This window comes from Acidobacteriota bacterium (genome assembly GCA_016196035.1).
GTDB lineage: Bacteria > Acidobacteriota > Blastocatellia > RBC074 > RBC074 > JACPYM01.
The window spans coordinates 1-16,523 of sequence record JACPYM010000099.1; the positions used below are offsets into that span (position 1 = coordinate 1).

General features: G+C 59.1%; 10 protein-coding genes. 5 read left to right on the forward strand and 5 right to left on the reverse strand.

The genetic code is table 11. The features are described 5' to 3' along the window. Positions 1-60: 60 nt before the first annotated feature. The 5 genes from HY011_28080 to HY011_28100 all read right to left on the reverse strand — a co-directional run bounded on the left by HY011_28080 (position 61) and on the right by HY011_28100 (position 7,364). Positions 61-369 carry a hypothetical protein gene (locus HY011_28080; protein ID MBI3426806.1) on the reverse strand — a complete coding sequence of 103 codons (309 nt, stop codon included), beginning with the start codon at positions 367-369 and terminating at the stop codon, positions 61-63. Then, a complete protein-coding gene (locus HY011_28085; GenBank protein MBI3426807.1) occupies positions 366-917 on the reverse strand; it encodes a hypothetical protein in 552 nt (183 codons plus the stop codon). Before HY011_28085 ends, HY011_28080 begins: the two co-directional genes overlap by 4 nt. A gap of 66 nt (positions 918-983) precedes the next feature. Then, entirely contained in the window at positions 984-4,394 is a 3,411-nt protein-coding gene (locus HY011_28090; protein ID MBI3426808.1) for a PD40 domain-containing protein, read from the reverse strand. Positions 4,395-4,518: 124 nt separating this feature from the next. After that, the gene (locus HY011_28095) at positions 4,519-5,910 is read right to left on the reverse strand and encodes an insulinase family protein (protein MBI3426809.1); all 1,392 of its coding nucleotides are present in this window, start codon (positions 5,908-5,910) and stop codon (positions 4,519-4,521) included. Positions 5,911-6,044: 134 nt separating this feature from the next. Next, entirely contained in the window at positions 6,045-7,364 is a 1,320-nt protein-coding gene (locus HY011_28100) for an insulinase family protein (GenBank protein MBI3426810.1), read from the reverse strand. A gap of 1,024 nt (positions 7,365-8,388) precedes the next feature. On the opposite strand from HY011_28100, the gene HY011_28105 reads away from it, so the two are divergent. From HY011_28105 to HY011_28125, 5 genes are all read left to right on the forward strand, one after another. Then, on the forward strand, positions 8,389-9,714 hold the full coding sequence (locus tag HY011_28105) for a hypothetical protein (GenBank protein ID MBI3426811.1): 1,326 nt from the start codon (positions 8,389-8,391) through the stop codon (positions 9,712-9,714). A gap of 191 nt (positions 9,715-9,905) precedes the next feature. Continuing rightward, positions 9,906-11,234, forward strand: coding sequence for a hypothetical protein (locus HY011_28110; GenBank protein MBI3426812.1), 1,329 nt, complete (start codon positions 9,906-9,908; stop codon positions 11,232-11,234). A 295-nt stretch (positions 11,235-11,529) separates the two neighbouring features. Beyond that, positions 11,530-12,861, forward strand: coding sequence for a hypothetical protein (locus HY011_28115; GenBank protein ID MBI3426813.1), 1,332 nt, complete (start codon positions 11,530-11,532; stop codon positions 12,859-12,861). Positions 12,862-12,949: 88 nt separating this feature from the next. Continuing rightward, entirely contained in the window at positions 12,950-14,269 is a 1,320-nt protein-coding gene (locus HY011_28120) for a hypothetical protein (protein MBI3426814.1), read from the forward strand. A gap of 247 nt (positions 14,270-14,516) precedes the next feature. Next, positions 14,517-16,424 carry a CHRD domain-containing protein gene (locus tag HY011_28125; protein MBI3426815.1) on the forward strand — a complete coding sequence of 636 codons (1,908 nt, stop codon included), beginning with the start codon at positions 14,517-14,519 and terminating at the stop codon, positions 16,422-16,424. Positions 16,425-16,523: the final 99 nt, after the last annotated feature.

Sequence of the window (16,523 nt, forward strand, 5' to 3'; positions counted from 1 at the left end):
GACCCGACGCGTCACTCGCCCTTTGCGGATTTGAACGGTTTTGTTTATCACCAGAATTGGTTACACAACTTGCTGATTGCCGCTTCGCTCGGCGGCCATAGATGCTGACCCACAAAATTCGATGGGATCAGAAAAATTGAAGACTTCGTAAAGCAGTCCATAGTAATGCGCCCGTTCCTCGCCAGCGTTGGCCCGGCGGCAAACCGGCAGCCAGCCACCCACCGATTCACCAAAAGAAATCAGCGTCGTGCAAACTCTATCTGCCGTTGGCAGCGCTTCAGTGCGCTGGACGACCGCGGGGTATTTTTCAATCGCCAAGCGGCAGATGTTGGTGTCAAACACGTAGAACATAGGCTTGTTCCAGTTCAAACCGCTTCAGCATTCTCCCGTTCAAATTCTTCCCATTGCCGCTGCTCTTCCGCTTCCAGCGCGGTGACATATTGCTGATAGAGTTTGTCGTTGGGATCAATCCGGCAGGCGGCAATAGTTCGCAGCACTGCTTTAGGGCTACCCGGCGGTAACATGGTGGTCGGCTCGTTGAGGGCGGCAACGATTTCAAGCTCGCGTTTGACGGCGTCGCGCTGGCGCAGTTTGTCAGCCAATTCCATCGCTTCAAGCTCCCGTTTACGTTCGGCTTCGATTTCTTCGATATGTTGCAACATCGCCGCTTCATCGCCTTTGAACATTCCCGCCGATTCGAGCCAGACACGCGGGCTGCGGCTCACGGAAATCTGCGCGGGCAAATTCACAGAGATGGTCGTCACATCAGCCGTTGCTAAAAAGTCTTCCACTGCCTGGCGCACCTTGGTCAGCGCCTCTTCGCGCGACTCCCCTTCGGCTGCTACATTGGGCAACGCAAGAATAACGGCCCGGTACGAGCCGTTGGTGCGCTGCACAACTACATCAAGGTCTCTCATAACTGCTCCTTTCGGCCAACAGGGTAACGCAAAATCACTGCTTGCGTTACCCTGTTCGCCAGCGCCTCAATTCCCCGATCCAGCCGCCGCCGGTTTCCCATAATTCGGGAACGCCGGACGCTTGCTCGGTTGCGGCGGATTGCGTTTCAACTCATCCAGCAACAGCGCCACGGCTTTTTCGAGTTGCGGGTCGCGTCCTTGCCGCCACAGCGCGGGATCGAATTCGACTTCGACATCCGGGCTGACGCCGACGTTTTCGACTTCCCATGCGCCGTTGAGGCCATAAATTGCCCCATCCGGCGCGCGCACGACGCCGCCGTCCATCAGTTGCGGCATCGGGAACGAGGCGACCAGGCCGCCCCAGGTTTTCTTGCCGACGAGTTGGCCGACGTTCAGCTTGCGGAAATACCAGGGCATCGCGTCGCCGCCGGAACCGGCCATTTCATTGACGATCATGACCTTCGGCCCGTAAATCGCGCCCGAGGGCGAAGACAAATCTTGTCCGCCTTCACGGAAAAAGACATTGCTCAGTTTTTTGCGCGCGAGCGTCTCGACCACGTAATCGGCCAGGTAGCCGCCATTGTTGAAACGTTCGTCAATCACCGCGCCCTGCTTGTCGGTTTGCGCGAAGAAGTAGCGCGTGAAGTTGATGTAACCGCCATTCGCCGTGTCGGGCAGATGCACGTAGGCCAGCTTGCCGCCGCTCAGTTCCGACACCTTGCGGCGATTGCTTTCGATCCAATCCAGATTGCGCAGGCCCAGTTCATTGCCGGTCGGCACGACGGTGACTTCGCGCGCGCCTGTGCCGTCGGGATTGGGGCCGACTTTGATGACGACCTGTTTGCCCGCCTTGCTCTCAAAGAAGCTGTAGACGTTGTCCGTCCCGCGCACATCGCGGCCATTGACGGCCAGCAGGTATTCGCCCGCTTTGACGTTGATGCCGGGTTGCGTGAGCGGCGCGCGCAAACGCGGGTTCCAGTTTTCACCGTTATAAACCTTGGCGAACCGGTAGCGCCCGTTTTCGAGTTTGTAATCGGCGCCTAGCAAGCCGACCGCGACAAAGTTCGGATTGGGCACGTCGCCGCCGCCGATAAACATGTGGCCGACGGTGAGTTGGTTGCACATGTCGTTGAACAGGTAATTCAGGTCGCTGCGATGGGCGACGGCTTTCACGTATGGCTCGTACAGCTTTTCGAGCGCTTTCAGATCCATGCCGTGCGCGTTCGGCGCGTAAAAGAAATCGCGTTCGCCACGCCAGACCTCTTTGAACATCTGCCGCCATTCGGCCTGCGGGTCAACGTGCACTTCCATCTCGGCCATCTTCAGCACATTCGGTCCGCCCGGCGCGCCTGGCGGCATGGGCGTCCCAAGCGTTGCGGCGTTGGCGATCACCCAATTCCCTGCCGGGCCGAAGCCCTGCCGGTAAAGCACCTTTTCGCCATTCGCCGAAACGATGAAGGCGGCCACGTTGTCGAGCGCCTTGTCGAATTTGCGTTTCTCGAAATCGAATTTATGCAGCGTGCCGCTCGCAGGGCCGGTCGGGTCAACATTGACCGGCGGATTTTCAATCAGATAGATCGTGCCCGCTTTGCCCGCGAGCAATTCGCCATAAGGTTTGGGCGGAATCGGCAACGAAACGATGCGTTGACCGATGCCTTCCAAATCAATGCGCACCGGGTCTGGCTCTTTCTTCGCGGGCGGAGTTGCAGGTTTAGCCGCCGCTGCGTCAGCTTTCTTTTCGCCTTCGGCTGGTTTGTCAGCGGGTTTGGCATCATCCTTTTTCGGCTCGTCCTTTTTCTCGTCCGCCACTTTCTCTTCGTCACTTTCAGGCGCGAGCGGCGAGGGCTGATCGTTGCGCAAGACGATGGCGTAAACGCTGCGCGTGGCTTGATGCGCAATGGCCGAAAGATCAATCCAACTGATGCTGGGGCCGATGTCAGTGCTGGCGGTGAAGTACAAATACTTGCCGCCTTTGTCGAAGGCCGGATAACGCGCGTCGCTCAAGCCATCGGTGAGTTGGTCGGCCTTGCCCGTTTCGAGCGAGTAGGCAAAAACGGCGCGCAACAGATTCGGCAGTTGTTTGGTATACGCAATCCAACGGCTGTCGGGCGCCCACACCGGCTGCATCACGTCTTCATTAAAGCCAATCGGGTTGGCGTCCACTTTGACCGGCGTGCCTTTCTCGATGTCTAGATACCAAAGCTGCAATTTCTTGTCGAAGTAAGCGATCTTCTTGGAATCGGGCGACCAGGTCGGCGCGAAATAAAAGGTCTGCGGCGTGCTGGGTTTGAACTTCTTGACCTCGCCCGTGCCCTTTTGATCGCGCAGGTGCAATTCGTATTCGCCCGACTCGTCGCTGAAATAGGCAATCCACTTGCCGTCGGGCGACCACGACGGATCGCGTTCCATCACGCCGGAAGTGTTGGTCAGATTGCGCGGATCGCCTTTTTCCGCCGGGACGCTGATGATTTCGCCGCGCGCTTCAAACACAGCCCGCGCGCCCGTCGGCGAAAGGGCGGCCAGTACCTTGCCCGTTTGTATCGAAGTCGCCACGCGGTTGCCGACCTTTTCAAAACGCGGGCGCAACGAGAGCAGATCATTGTTGACGCGGATGTTGACGGGTTGTGACTTGCCTGACTTGAGGTCGTAAAGATGAATTGAGCCGAGCCGTTCATACACAATCACGCCCGGCCCCGCCGACGCCGATTTGATGTCCAACTCGGCGGGCGGCACGCATTGCGTGATCTTTTTGGTTTTGGTGTCGAAGGAGAACAGCGTCACCGCGCCGCTGGGGCTGTTGCGATCAGAGAGGAAATAAACCTTGTCGCCCACCCACATCGGATTCCGATCAATCGAATTTTCATGCGGCAGCTTTTCGATGGAAGAGTCCGCCAGTTTGGCGAGCCAGATCACATCCTGCTGCCCGCCGTGATAGCGCTTCCATTCGGGTTGCCATTGGAACAGCGGTTCGTAGGCCAGCGATAAACCATCCGGCGAATACGCGCCGCGTTCGGCCATCGGCAGCGGCACGGGCGTCGGGAAGCCGCCTTCGGTGCTGATGGTATAGAGCCGGAAAAAGATATTCGCATAGCTTTCGCGCAGCGAGCTAAACAACACCTGCTTGCCGTCGTTCGTCCAGCCCACCGCGATGTCCGGCCCCGGATGATAAGTCAGCCGCTTCGGCACGCCGCCACTGGCGGGGACGATAAACACATCGGTGTTTCCGTCATACGCGCCCGTAAAGGCGATCTGCGTCCCGTCCGGCGAAAAGTGCGGATCGCTTTCATCGCCCACGCCGCTGGTCAGGCGTTTGGCGTCGCCGCCCTCGCGCGGCACGCTCCACAAATCGCCCGCGTAGGCGAACACGATATGTGTGCGGTTGACGGTGGGTTTCTGGAACAGCGTCGCCTCTTGCGCCGAAACGACGCCGGCGAACGTGAGCAAGAACAAAATTGCTGCGGTGATAGTTCGTTTCATGTTGTTGGTTCCTCACGACGTACAGCAGGCTGCCAGCCTGCTGTAGATTTGGCGAAAGATGTAATCAGGCGGCGGCGTAATCCGCGCAAGCCCTCAGCAGGCTGGCAGCCTGCTGTACAGACGATCAAAACCCCGGCTGGCTAATGTTTTTCGTGTCCAGCTTCGGCGCATATTTTTTCGCCACGCTCTCGATCTCGCTGGCTTTGCCGATCAGCACGAAGACGAGATTGTCGAGCGGGTAATACTGTTTGATGACGCGCTGGGCATCGGCCAGCGTCATCGCGTCAATCTGTTTGTAGTAATCGTTAATGTCGCGCTCGTCCAGGCCGTAAAACTCCAGCGAAGCAAGCAGGTTCGCCAGTTGGTCGCTGGTCTCGATGGTCGGCGGGAATTGGCCTTTGATGTAATTCTTGGCCGACTGCAAATCCTTTTCACTGACGCCTTGCGTGTGCAGCCGGTTCAGGATTTCCAGCGTCAGGTCAATGGCCTTTTCGGTCGTCGCGTTGCGCGTGTAGGTTGAAATCACGAACGGCCCGCGCGCCTTGCGCTGTTCAAACCGCGCACTCGCTCCATACGTCAGCCCCGAACTCACGCGCAGCGCATCGTTCAACATCGAAGTAAACCGTCCGCCAAACAGCGTGTTGATGACGCCGATGTAAACGCGGTCGGCATTCGAGCGCGCGATGCCTACATTGCCGATTTGGTAATAAGTCTGCGTCGCATCGGGCTTGTCCACCAGCAAGAGCTTTTTGCCCGCGACCGGTTGCGGCTCGGGCAGATTCACCGTGGGCGCTTGCTTATTCGGCCACGCGCCGAATTTACTGCCGAGCAGGCTTTCCATCTCGGCAGTATTGAAATCACCGGCGACGACCATGATCGTATTCGACGGCGTGTAATAGCTCTCGTAAAACTTCGCGATGTCATCGCGGGTCAACGCCGCCAGTGATTTTTCATCGCCGCTGGTCGGGCGCGCGTAAGGATGCGCGCCGTACAGGTAGGCATTGAAATACTCGCCGATCACGCCCTGCGCCTGATCTTTGGCGGACTTTAACCCGTCAATGTTCTGCTTCAACAGCTTCTCAACTTCAGCGGGCGGAAAGGCTGAATTCAACAAGCAGTCGCTGAAAATCTCCAAGCCCTGCGCCAAATCCTTTTTGACGAATTCGGCGCGGCCACTGGTGAAATCGAGCCCCGCGTTGCCGAAAAACTGCGCGCCGATGAAATCCAAATCCGCCGCGATTTGATCGGCGTTGCGCATCTTGGTGCCCTTGCGCAACAGGCTGGCGGTCAGCGCGGCCACGCCCTCTTTGCCCGCCGGGTCAGCGGTCGAACCGGCTTTGACAATAAAGCTGAAACTGATGAGCGGCAGGTCGTGCTGTTCGAGCAGTAACACGGTCAGGCCGTTTTTGAGTTTGGCTTTTTTGAAGGGCGGCAACTTGAGTCCGGCAGTTTGCGCGGGAAGGTTGGGCGCGGTGAAGAGCGCAATCAGAATGATGGTTGCGAATCGTTTTAGCATAGGGGTTCTCCCCTGGGTACGCAGCGCTTCCAGCGTGCTGGCTTGGCAATTGACGGCTGGTGGCTGAAAGGAAGCCCTCCGGCCAGCTTCCGTCTGCCGCCAAGACTGCACGCAAGGATGCGTGCGTACCCAGGTTATTGCTTCTCCGGCACCAGCGTCACAACGGTGCGGTTCTTCTCGTTGAAATACTGTTTGGCCACGCGCTGCACGTCTTCTTTCGTCACCTTGGCGTAATCATCGGCGGCGCTGAACAGCTTTTGGTAATCGCCGAAGAAGACTTCGTAGGTGCCGATGGTGTTGGCCTTGCCGCTGATGGTTTTCATCTGGCGATAAAAGCCGGCCAGCAGGATGTTGCGCGCCTTCTGCAATTCGTTGTCGGTGACGCCGGCGTTTTTGACTTTGTCGAACTCTTCGTAAATCGCGGCTTCGACCTGCGCCGGCGCGACGTTGGCTTTGGGCTGCGCGTTCACGGTGAAGAGCGTCGGATCGAAGGTTGCGCCGAAGCCGCCATTCACGAACAACGCCAGTTGATCTTTGTCCACCAGGCGCTGATACATCCGCGAGCTTTGGCCCGAAAACAAAATTGTTTGCAGCATCTGCAAGGCGTAATAGTCGGCGTGCCGCGCTTCAGGCACGTGATAGCCCAGCAGCAAAATCGGCAGTTGCGCGAATTTCTTGACCACGGCGCGGCGTTCGCCCAACTGTTCAGGCTCGCGCGTCGTGACAGGCGCGGGCGCGGCGTGTGACGGAATCGGTTCGATGTATTTTTCGGCCAGCTTGAAAATCTCTTCGGCAGTGATGTCGCCGCTGACGACCATCGTCGCGTTCGACGGCGCATAGCCCATCTCGAAATGCCGCTTGAGGTCTTCGAGCTTCCAGTTCTCAATGTCCACCATCCAGCCGACGACCGGCCACTGGTATGGGTGGGCGGTGTAAGCGTCGGCATAAAGCTGTTCGAACAAGATGCCGAAGTTGTTGGCGTCCACCGACGAGCGCCGTTCGGAAGCGACGACGCCACGCTCGGATTCGATAATCTTGGGATCAAAGCTCAGATCGCGGATGCGGTCGGCTTCGAGATCGAAGATCAGTTCGAGCGCCGATTTGGGAAACCAGTCCTGATAGACGGTCAGGTCGCGATTGGTATAGGCGTTGTTCGAGCCGCCCGCCGCTTCCATCGTCTGGTCAAATTGTTTCGGGCCGTATTTCTTGGCGCCGTTGAACATCATGTGCTCAAAGAAATGCGAAAGCCCTGTCGTGCCGGGGCGTTCGTTGCGCGAGCCGATGCGATAGAAGACGTACAGCGCAACGTTCGGGATCGAACGGTCTTCTTCGACGATGATCTTCATGCCGTTTTTGAGCGTGTGCGTTTTGATTTGGAATTGCTGGGCAAAAACGTCGCTGGCAAGCAGCGCGAGTAAGGCAAGCAGGAGGCTTGCACATTTCCCTGGCCTCATAACTTTCTCCCTTTTGAATCAGGATCATGCGGAACTGCATTTGAAATCGGATGCTATCTGAACAGCGGCTTACGCAGCAAGCGCGGACAGGGTTTCAGCGAATTTGGCTGTAGTTGTAATCCAGTTGTAAAAGGTTCAGCGCCAAGTCTGGCGGGCCGCACAGGGGCCCCAATTTTTTACCGAAAGAATTATTTCTGCCGGTAAATGTTTCGGGGCTGTTGCCGCCTTTACCTGAACTTGGCGTGCCAGGGCAACTCAGACAAAGCGCGGCGCACGGGGACGGTGCCGCGCGCGTGAGCAAGCGGCGGCTGGACGTGAGCAAGCGACGGCTGGAAGGTTACCCCCTTGCGCCAAACCTGCGATGCCGCTTGCTCACGCGCGCGGCACCGTCCCCGTTGCTCTTTCCCTGGCCCTGCTCCCGAATTTTTTACAGGAAGAGTTATTTTTAGAAAAAAAGCATTTGCACCCCAACGCCAGGTATTTTTCGGCCAGCTTCGCCGCACTCATACAGCGGGAGAAACTGTTTACCGTGGCCGCCCGCCTGCATCGTCCCGTTTTTTTAGGAACGATTCGGGCACGGCAGTCCCCGGTACAGTCTCGGGAGCGATAGCGCTTGGGCGAGTTATAGCAAGCGACTCGTTGTATGCAGGTACGCCAACCGCTATCGTTCCCGACACCACGACAAGCTCGCGGCGAGGCGTTGGTAACCCGGCCTCGTTACGGTTGCCTGAATCAGGCGAGTTATGCCAAACTGCCTTTGCTCTTAAAAGCAAAGACGGGACATCACAGAACGAAGGATTTCCCCCAGCCATAACAAAGATTTTCCGCGCTAAAAAAGCGATTGGCTCTGCTGGCATTGAAAGCTGTCGTGACGCTCAAAGCGGTACAGAGTTGACCGTCACTGGTTATTTGCAGTTCAGCTTGTTGTTCTCTTTCTCCCACGCGGTACAACTCAAGACCCTAGATTGCATTGATTGGTTTGCCGCACATTTGGTGCGACCGGTCTGACAATCAAACAACGCGAATGAAAAACGCACTTACCAAATTGGCAGTGATGGGCGGCTTGGCGCTGGCGGCAATCTTCCAGGCGTTAACTGGTTCCGCCGTCCAAGCCAATGTGACGGGGCCGCCATCGTCACGCACGGGCGCGCCCAACTTAGGTGTCATCGCCGCCGAGCCGAATTGCACGGCTTGTCACGGTCCCTTTCTGGTCAACGGCGGGCCGGGCGAAATCAGCTTGAGCGGGTTGCCGCCGGTTTACACGCCAGGGCAGGAAATCGCTGTGACCGTCAGCATCACGCAATCGGGCCGGGGCCGCTTCGGCTTTGAGGCGATGGCGCTCGAAGACCTGGGTCGCCGCGCCGGTGAGTTGCGCGTGACCGAGGCGACGCGCACCCGCCTGGTCGAGGGACAAGGCGCGTTTGGCGGTCGGCAATACATACAGCACTTGCAACCCGGCACAACGCCCAACCCGCCGGGGCAGAATAGTTGGAGCTTTCTCTGGCGCGCGCCGGCGCAAAGCGTGGGCCGCGTGACGTTTTATGTCGCGGTCAACGCGGCGGATGGCACCGGCGGCACGGGCAACGATTACATCTACACCACCAGCCAAAGCCTGCAACCGGCGGGCAGCCCGGTGACGGCATCGGCGGCCAGCCTGGTGCAAACCGGTTCGCTGACGGTGGAATCTATCGCCACGCTGTTCGGGGCCAATCTCTCAGACGGTGTCGCTGCTGCCGCCACGACGCCGCTGCCCGTCGAATTGGCGGGCGCAAAAATCCGCGTGCGCGATCAGGCGGGTGTCGAACGCGACGCATCGCTCTTTTTCGCCGCGCCGTCACAAATTAACTACTTAATTCCGCGCGGCACGGGCAATGGCATTGCGACGATCAGTGCGTTGCGTAACGGCACGGTCATTGGCAGCGCCACGCAATTGATCGAAACGGTCGCGCCCGCGCTCTTCACTGCCAATGCCACCGGGCAAGGCGTGCCGGCAGCGGTGCTCTTGCGCCGCAATGCCGCCGGGCAGGATCGCATCGAACCGGTGACCGCCTTCAATAGCACGACAGGCCGTTATGAAGCCGTGCCGCTTGATTTGGGGCCGGTCAGCGACCAGGTCTTTTTGATTGCCTTCGGCAGTGGCTTTCGCAATCGCGTGGCCAACAACAACATCGCTTGCCTAATCGGTGAAGTGGAATCCGAAGTGCTTTTTCTAGGCGCGCAAGGCTCGCTCGAAGGTGTGGATCAATTGAATGTGCGCATTCCACGCAATCTGGCGGGCCGCGGCGAAGTGCCGGTGCAGTTGAACGTCAATGGCAAACGCGCCAACACGGTGACCATAAATTTCCGATAGACAATTTCCGGTAGCGCGTTTTGTGTGCAGCAAAACCGGCGAGGCTCCGTTCATTCTGCAACCCCGAGCAGCCCCCAGACACTGCCCGGCAGAGGCAGTTCAAACACAGCAAAACTAGCAGTAAAACAAAATCACGGCTGACAAAAAAATCAGTCAACCTGGCAACTTTTAACAGGAAGGATCAAGACTCCATGCAGCAACCCACAAAGACGCTATCCCTTTGTCTCAAGCTTACTCTCACGGCCCTTTTCGGTTTTGGGGCCATCACGTATTGCTACTACGGACCATCCGCCGCCGCCTTTTCGGGCGGCCCGCCCGCCTCGCGCACGCTGGCGCCGGTGCTGGGCACGTTCCCGGTGGAGACCGCCTGTAACGCCTGCCATCAGTCGTTTCCCTTGAATAGTGGTCCGGGCGTACTCTCTATCAGTGGCCTGCCTGCGACGTACATGCCCAATCAGGAAATCACCGTTACGGTGCGGGTCGCTCAGGCCGACCGTGGCCGCTATGGCTTTGAGGCACAAGTGCTCGACGATCAAGGCCGCAAAGCAGGTGATTTGGTTGTCACGGATGCCGACCGCACCTCGCTCGTGGATGGCGCTGGCAATTTCGTAGGGCGGCAGTACATTCGTCACACGTTGGCCGGGGTTGCGCCCAACGGCACGAATCAGAATAGTTGGAACTTCACTTGGAAGGCCCCAGTGCAAAGCGTGGGTCGCGTAACCTTCTTCGTCGCGGGCAACGCTGCAAATTTCAATAGCGCGAACACGGGCGATTACATCTACACCACGAGCCAGAGCCTGCAACCGGCGGGCAGCATCGTGCTCGGTTCAGCCGCCAGTCTGGTGCAAACCGGCAATACGACAGCCGAAGGCATCGTCTCGATCTTCGGCACAGGTCTAGCGGATGCGATGGCGGCGGCGACCGTGCTGCCGCTGCCCACGACACTGGGCGGCGCGAGCGTGAAGGTGCGCGATTCTGGCGGAATGGAACGGAACGCCGGACTTTTCTTCGCGTCACCGCAACAAATCAACCTGCTGGTGCCCGCAGGCACGGCGGCGGGCATTGCCACCGTCACCGTGACACGCGGCACGTCCAGCCTGAACGCCACGATTCTGGTTGAAACGGTTGCGCCAACTCTTTTCACGGCGAATGCGAATGGCACAGGCGTTCCGGCTGCCGTGCTGGTACGACAGCGCGGCACGACACAAACCGTCGAGCCGGTCTTCCAGGGCGCGGCGGGCAATGCGCAGCCGTTGCCGATTGACTTAGGCCCCGAGGGCGATCAAGTTGTGCTCGTGCTATTCGGCAGCCAGTTTCGCGCCCGCACCGGCACGAACAACCGCGCCTTGCTCGGCGTCACAGACGCGACCGTCCAATTCGCTGGCGCACAGGGCGATCTGGTCGGCCTCGATCAAGCCAACATCCTCATTCCGCGCACATTGGTGGGTAGCGGTAACGTGAATGTCGGCTTAACCATTGATAATCGGCGCGCCAACTTGGTGACGATCAATATCAAGTAGGCGGGTTCAGAGTTCACGCTTCAACGTGTGCCTTCGACTTAGACACGCTGAAGCGTGAACTCTGAACACCTCTTTCTTGCAGGGCGCAAAACCAGCCTGGCGAATTGGTCGGCAGGATCATGCTTGCAAGCGCGCCCAGGCGCACGCTACACATAAAATCAGACCAGCACCGGTGTTGTTCGACTCAAACACCGGCAGTTTTATGGCTTTTCAATTTTTACTTTGGAGGTGAGAGCGTGACAGGGGCCCGGAGTAAGCATTCCAACACACTGCGCGCCAAATTCTTGCTATGAAAATGTACCTGCTTAAATTTTCGATCATCGGCGGCTTTCTCGCCCTGGCGCTGTGTTTCGGCGTCACGGGCCGCAAAGTGAAAGCCAATCAGAGCGGCCCCCCTGCGCAACGCACCGGCGCACCCGGTGAACAGACCTGCGCGCTTTCCGGCTGCCACACCAGCTTTGCGCTCAACAGCGGTTCTGGTGTTTTAACGCTGACGGGGTTGCCGAGTGGCGGTTATACCGAAGGCCAGCAGATCAGTCTGACCGTGACGCTTTCCCAACCAAACCGCCAACTCTATGGTTTTGAGATTACGGCACTCGATAGTCAGGGGCGGCGCGCAGGAACGCTTACCGTGACTGACAATAACCGCACGCTGTTGCAAACCTCGGTGGTCAACGGCAACCTGCGCCAATACATCAGCCATAACTTTGGTGGTTCGGGGCCAAACGGTACGAATCAAGGTTCCTGGAACTTTCGCTGGACCGCACCCGCGACCAGCACGGGCGCAGTGACGTTCTATTTCGCCGGCAATGCCGCCAACGGAAACGGTAGCGAAGACGGCGACTTTATTTATACCAGGAGCGCCGTGGTGCAACCGGGCGCCAGCGGCCCGCAAGCCTGCGCCACAATCTCGGCAGCCAGCTTTGCGCAGGGCGCATTTGCACCCGAAACCATCGTGGCGCTGTTTCCGACAGCGATGGCGAACCTGACGGGCGGCGCTTCGGCCAGTGCGACGACGATTCCGCTGCCAACCGAATTGGCGGGCGTGATGGTCAAGATCAGAGATGCGGCGGGCACCGAGCGCAATGCCCCTCTCTTTTTTGCGGCTGACGGCCAGATCAATTTCATGGTGCCGCTGGGTTCAGTGAATGGCGCGGCGACCGTGACAGTCATGCGCGGAACTACCGCAGTCGGCGCGGGCACGTTCAACATCGAGACCGTCTCGCCGGGTCTGTTCACCGCCAACGCGAACGGCCAGGGAGCGCCTGCCGCGCTGATCTTCCGGCAAACCGCTAGCGGGCAGCAATCGCAAGTGGCAGCGGCGGTGTTCAGTCAAGCCACCAATCGCTTTGAGCCGGTGCAGATTGATCTGGGGCCGGAAGGCGATGTCGTGCTTCTCATCGGATTTGGCACGGGCTTCCGCAACCGCACTTCGCTGAGCAACGTGAGTTGCACCATCGGCGGCACCAACGCCACCGTGGATTTTGCCAGCGCGCAAGGCGGCCTGGCTGGCTTGGACCAAACCAACATATTCATCCCGCGCAGCCTGATCGGACGCGGGCTGGTTGACCTGGTGTTTCGAGTGGATGGGAAAACCGCCAACACCGTGCAATTGAATATCAAGTAGGCTTAACCGTGGCAAGCGAAGTACTCACCTTGTAGTAACGAATAAATTCGTTACTACAAGGTGAGCTTCATTCGCCAATAAACTCCAAATGCGCGTTCTGAAACTTTCCCTCATCTGCACGTTCGTCATGCTGGCCGCAATCGGCTGGCACAACCAACGCGCGCGCGCCAGTTCCAGCGGCCCGCCCGCTTCGCACACGGGCGCGCCCAGCGAACCGACGTGCGCAATTTCGGGCTGTCACGGCTTCACCACCAACGATGGGCCGGGCACGCTGACGCTGACGGGTTTGCCGGAACTCGGCTACGCGCTCAACGAACAATACGACGTGACAGTCACGCTGACACAGGCGCAACGCGCGCTCTACGGTTTTGAAATGACGGCCATTGACGCCAATGGCCGCGCAGCCGGTCAATGGGACAATCTGGAGCCGCGCCGCATTGATTTGGTCAACAATCGCGTCGGCGCGAATACGCGTGTTTACGCCGGCCACACACAAGCAGGCACCGCGCCCAACGGGCCGAATCAGAGCAGTTGGGTGCTGCGTTGGAAAGCCCCCGCCACCAACATTGGCCGCGTCACCTTTTATGTCGTCGGCAATGCCGCTAATGGCAACGGTGCAACGAGCGGCGATTTCATTTACACCATTAACCGCAGCATTCCGTTTTTTGTGGCCGCGCCACAAGCCGTCGCCACGGTTTCCGCCGCGAGCTTTGCACAGGGAGCGCTGGCCGGTGAAACCATCGCCGCGCTCTTTGCGCAAGGCGGCTTGTCCCTCGTGACGGTCGCCGCCACGACGACGCCGTTGCCGACCGTGTTGAGCGGCGTCACAGTGCGCGTCAAAGACGCCGCGAATGTCGAACGCGATGCGCGCCTGTTTTTTGTCTCGCCGCAACAAATCAACTTTCTGACGCCACAAGGCACCAGCAACGGCACGGCAACCATTACCGTCTTGCGCGACAACAATCCGGTGGGGGCGGGCACGCTCAATATCGAGACCGTTGCGCCGGGTCTATTCGCGGCCAACGCCAACGGGCAAGGCGTTGCCGCCGCCGTGGTGTTGCGCGTCAAACCAGATGGCACGCAGAGCATTGAACCCATCGCGCGGTTCAATGCGGCCGCCAATCGCAATGAAGCGTTGCCGCTGGATTTCGGGCCGGAAAGCGACCGGCTCTTTCTGATTCTGTTCGGGACGGGGTTCCGCTTGCGCAGCGCGCTGGGCAATGTGAATTGCACCATCGGCGGCACAAACGCTGCCGTGGATTTCGCCGGTGCGCAGGGCGATCTGGCCGGACTCGATCAAGCCAACATTCAATTGCCGCGCAGCCTGGCAGGCCGCAACGCCACGCTCGATCTGATCTTGCGCGCGGATGGCAAGGCTGCCAACACTGTGCAAATGGCGGTGAAGTAGTTTAGACTGCCTTTGCACTTCAACTGACCTACTTACCTATTCGGCTCGCTGGGACTAAGAGCAACTCCACTGACGATCAACACATTCTTTTTTTAGCGCAGCGCCCCACAGGCAATGCCAATTTTGCAGCAAACGAGCGATGGCTGGGTTCCGGCCTGTCCTACTTCCACGCAGGACAGCCTGGCCTCCACCGTCACCCACCACTGACAATTGAGCCACGGCTCAGAACAGCGAAAGGAATAGAACAATGAGAAAAAGCGGTTTTATCGCATCCCTGGCAGCGTTCGCGTTGCTAATGCTGGCTTCGGCCTTTACCCCAGTGCAAGCTGAAGTCCTGATGGCCAATGTGCTGGGAACGCCACTCGCCGAAACACCACCGATTACCACTTTGAACGCTTCAGGCGGCTTCAACATCACCATCAACGTCACCCGCGATGCCGCCGGCAACATCACCGCCGGCACGATCACTTTCATCGCCCAGGTGCAGTTCCCCGGCAGCGTCAGCTTCAACGGCTTCCACATTCACGAAGGCGCGGCGGGCATCGCCGGCCCGGTGCGCTTCAACACCGGTTTGAGCGGCACCAATACCCGAGATTTTGCCAGCGGCGCAGGTCTGATCTTGCCCGACCCCGTCGTCGTGACCGATCTGGCGGCGTTGGCGCGGCTGCTCGCCAATCCAGCGGGCTTTTACGTCAACCTGCACTCGTCGGTGAATCCGGGCGGCGCGATTCGCGGCCAATTCACCACGTTGACCGAATCGCTCAGCAACACGGTCGCGATGACTGGGGCGCAAGAAGTTCCGCCCATCACCAACGCAGAAGCCAACGCCACTGGCACGGGCACGCTCACCTTCAACCCGACGCGTAACGCGCTGGGTGTGATCAATGGCGGCAACGTGACTTTCACAGTGGATTACAACTTCCCCGGCGCAACCACTTTCACCGGACTACACATTCACGAAGGCCCGGCGGGCGCGGCGGCTGGCGTCGTAATCAATACCGGTCTCAACGGCGCCGCCAGTGCGCTCGTTTCCCCCACGGGCAAAGGTTTGGTGAGCATCACGGTGCCCATCACCACCGCCGCGCAGATCGGCGCCTTGACCCGCTTGATCGCAAACCCGACAGGCTTTTACGTCAATATACACACCACCCTTAACGGTGGCGGCGCGGTTCGTGGACAATTGACCAGCCTGAGCCGTCCGCCCGTCATCGCGCAAGTCAGCAAATATGTGCTGCCCACCGGCAATGCAAACGCCACTTTCGCGATGACTGTAACGGGGCTGGACTTGCTGAACCTGCTCGCCAGCACCGTCCAGATCAATGGTCAGACGGCCACGGCGGTGCCCGACGTGAATACCGGCCTGATCACCGTGACCGTGCCCGCCGCGTCGCTCGCCAACGCCGGTGTGTTGAACGTGCAGGTCAAAGCCCCCAACGGCACACTCTCGCTGCCGCTGAACATTCCGGTCGTCCCGGCGGCTTCGCTCAACAGCCAGGCGGTGGCCGTGGTGGATTCCGCCAGCTTCCGCGCCGGCGCAGCGTCTGAAAGCATCGCCTCGGCGTTCGGCACCAAACTGGCGTCTACGTTTGCCACCGGGACTGGCGCGGTCTTGCCGATTTCACTGGATGGCACGAGCGTTTACATCAACGGCGTCAATGCCCCGCTCTTCTTCGTCTCGCCGGGCCAGATCAACTTCGAGGTGCCGGTCAGCACCTTGAGCGGCCCCGGCGCCATCGTCATCGTCGCCAAAGACGGCACGGTGTCACAGGGGCAAATTCTCATCGGCGATATTTCGCCCGGCATCTTCACACGTCTGGCGAATGGGCAGGGCGCGCCGTCGGCAGTCGCGTCGAATGACAACGGCGTGACCTTCACCATCGTCATGAGCAATGCCGACGGCACGCCGGTCGAAATCTCCGCCGGCAACATCGCGGTGCTCTTCGGCACCGGTCTGCGCTTCAAAACTGGCGACGTGACCGCGACCGCAGGCGGCGTGACCGGCTCACCTTCCTTCGTCGGTGCGCAAGGCGGCCTCGTAGGTTTGGATCAGATCAACTTCACCATCCCGCAATCCCTGGCGGGCAAAGGTGAAATGGATTTGGTGCTTTCCCTTGACGGGAAACAAACCAATCCCGTGCGGATCAAGGTGAAATAAGCAAGTAGTCAGTAGGCAGTAGTCAGTAGGCAGTAGTAGCAAGCAGTCGGCGTGGCAACCCGCTTTCTGCCTGCTGCTACTGCCTACGCCGTTACGGCC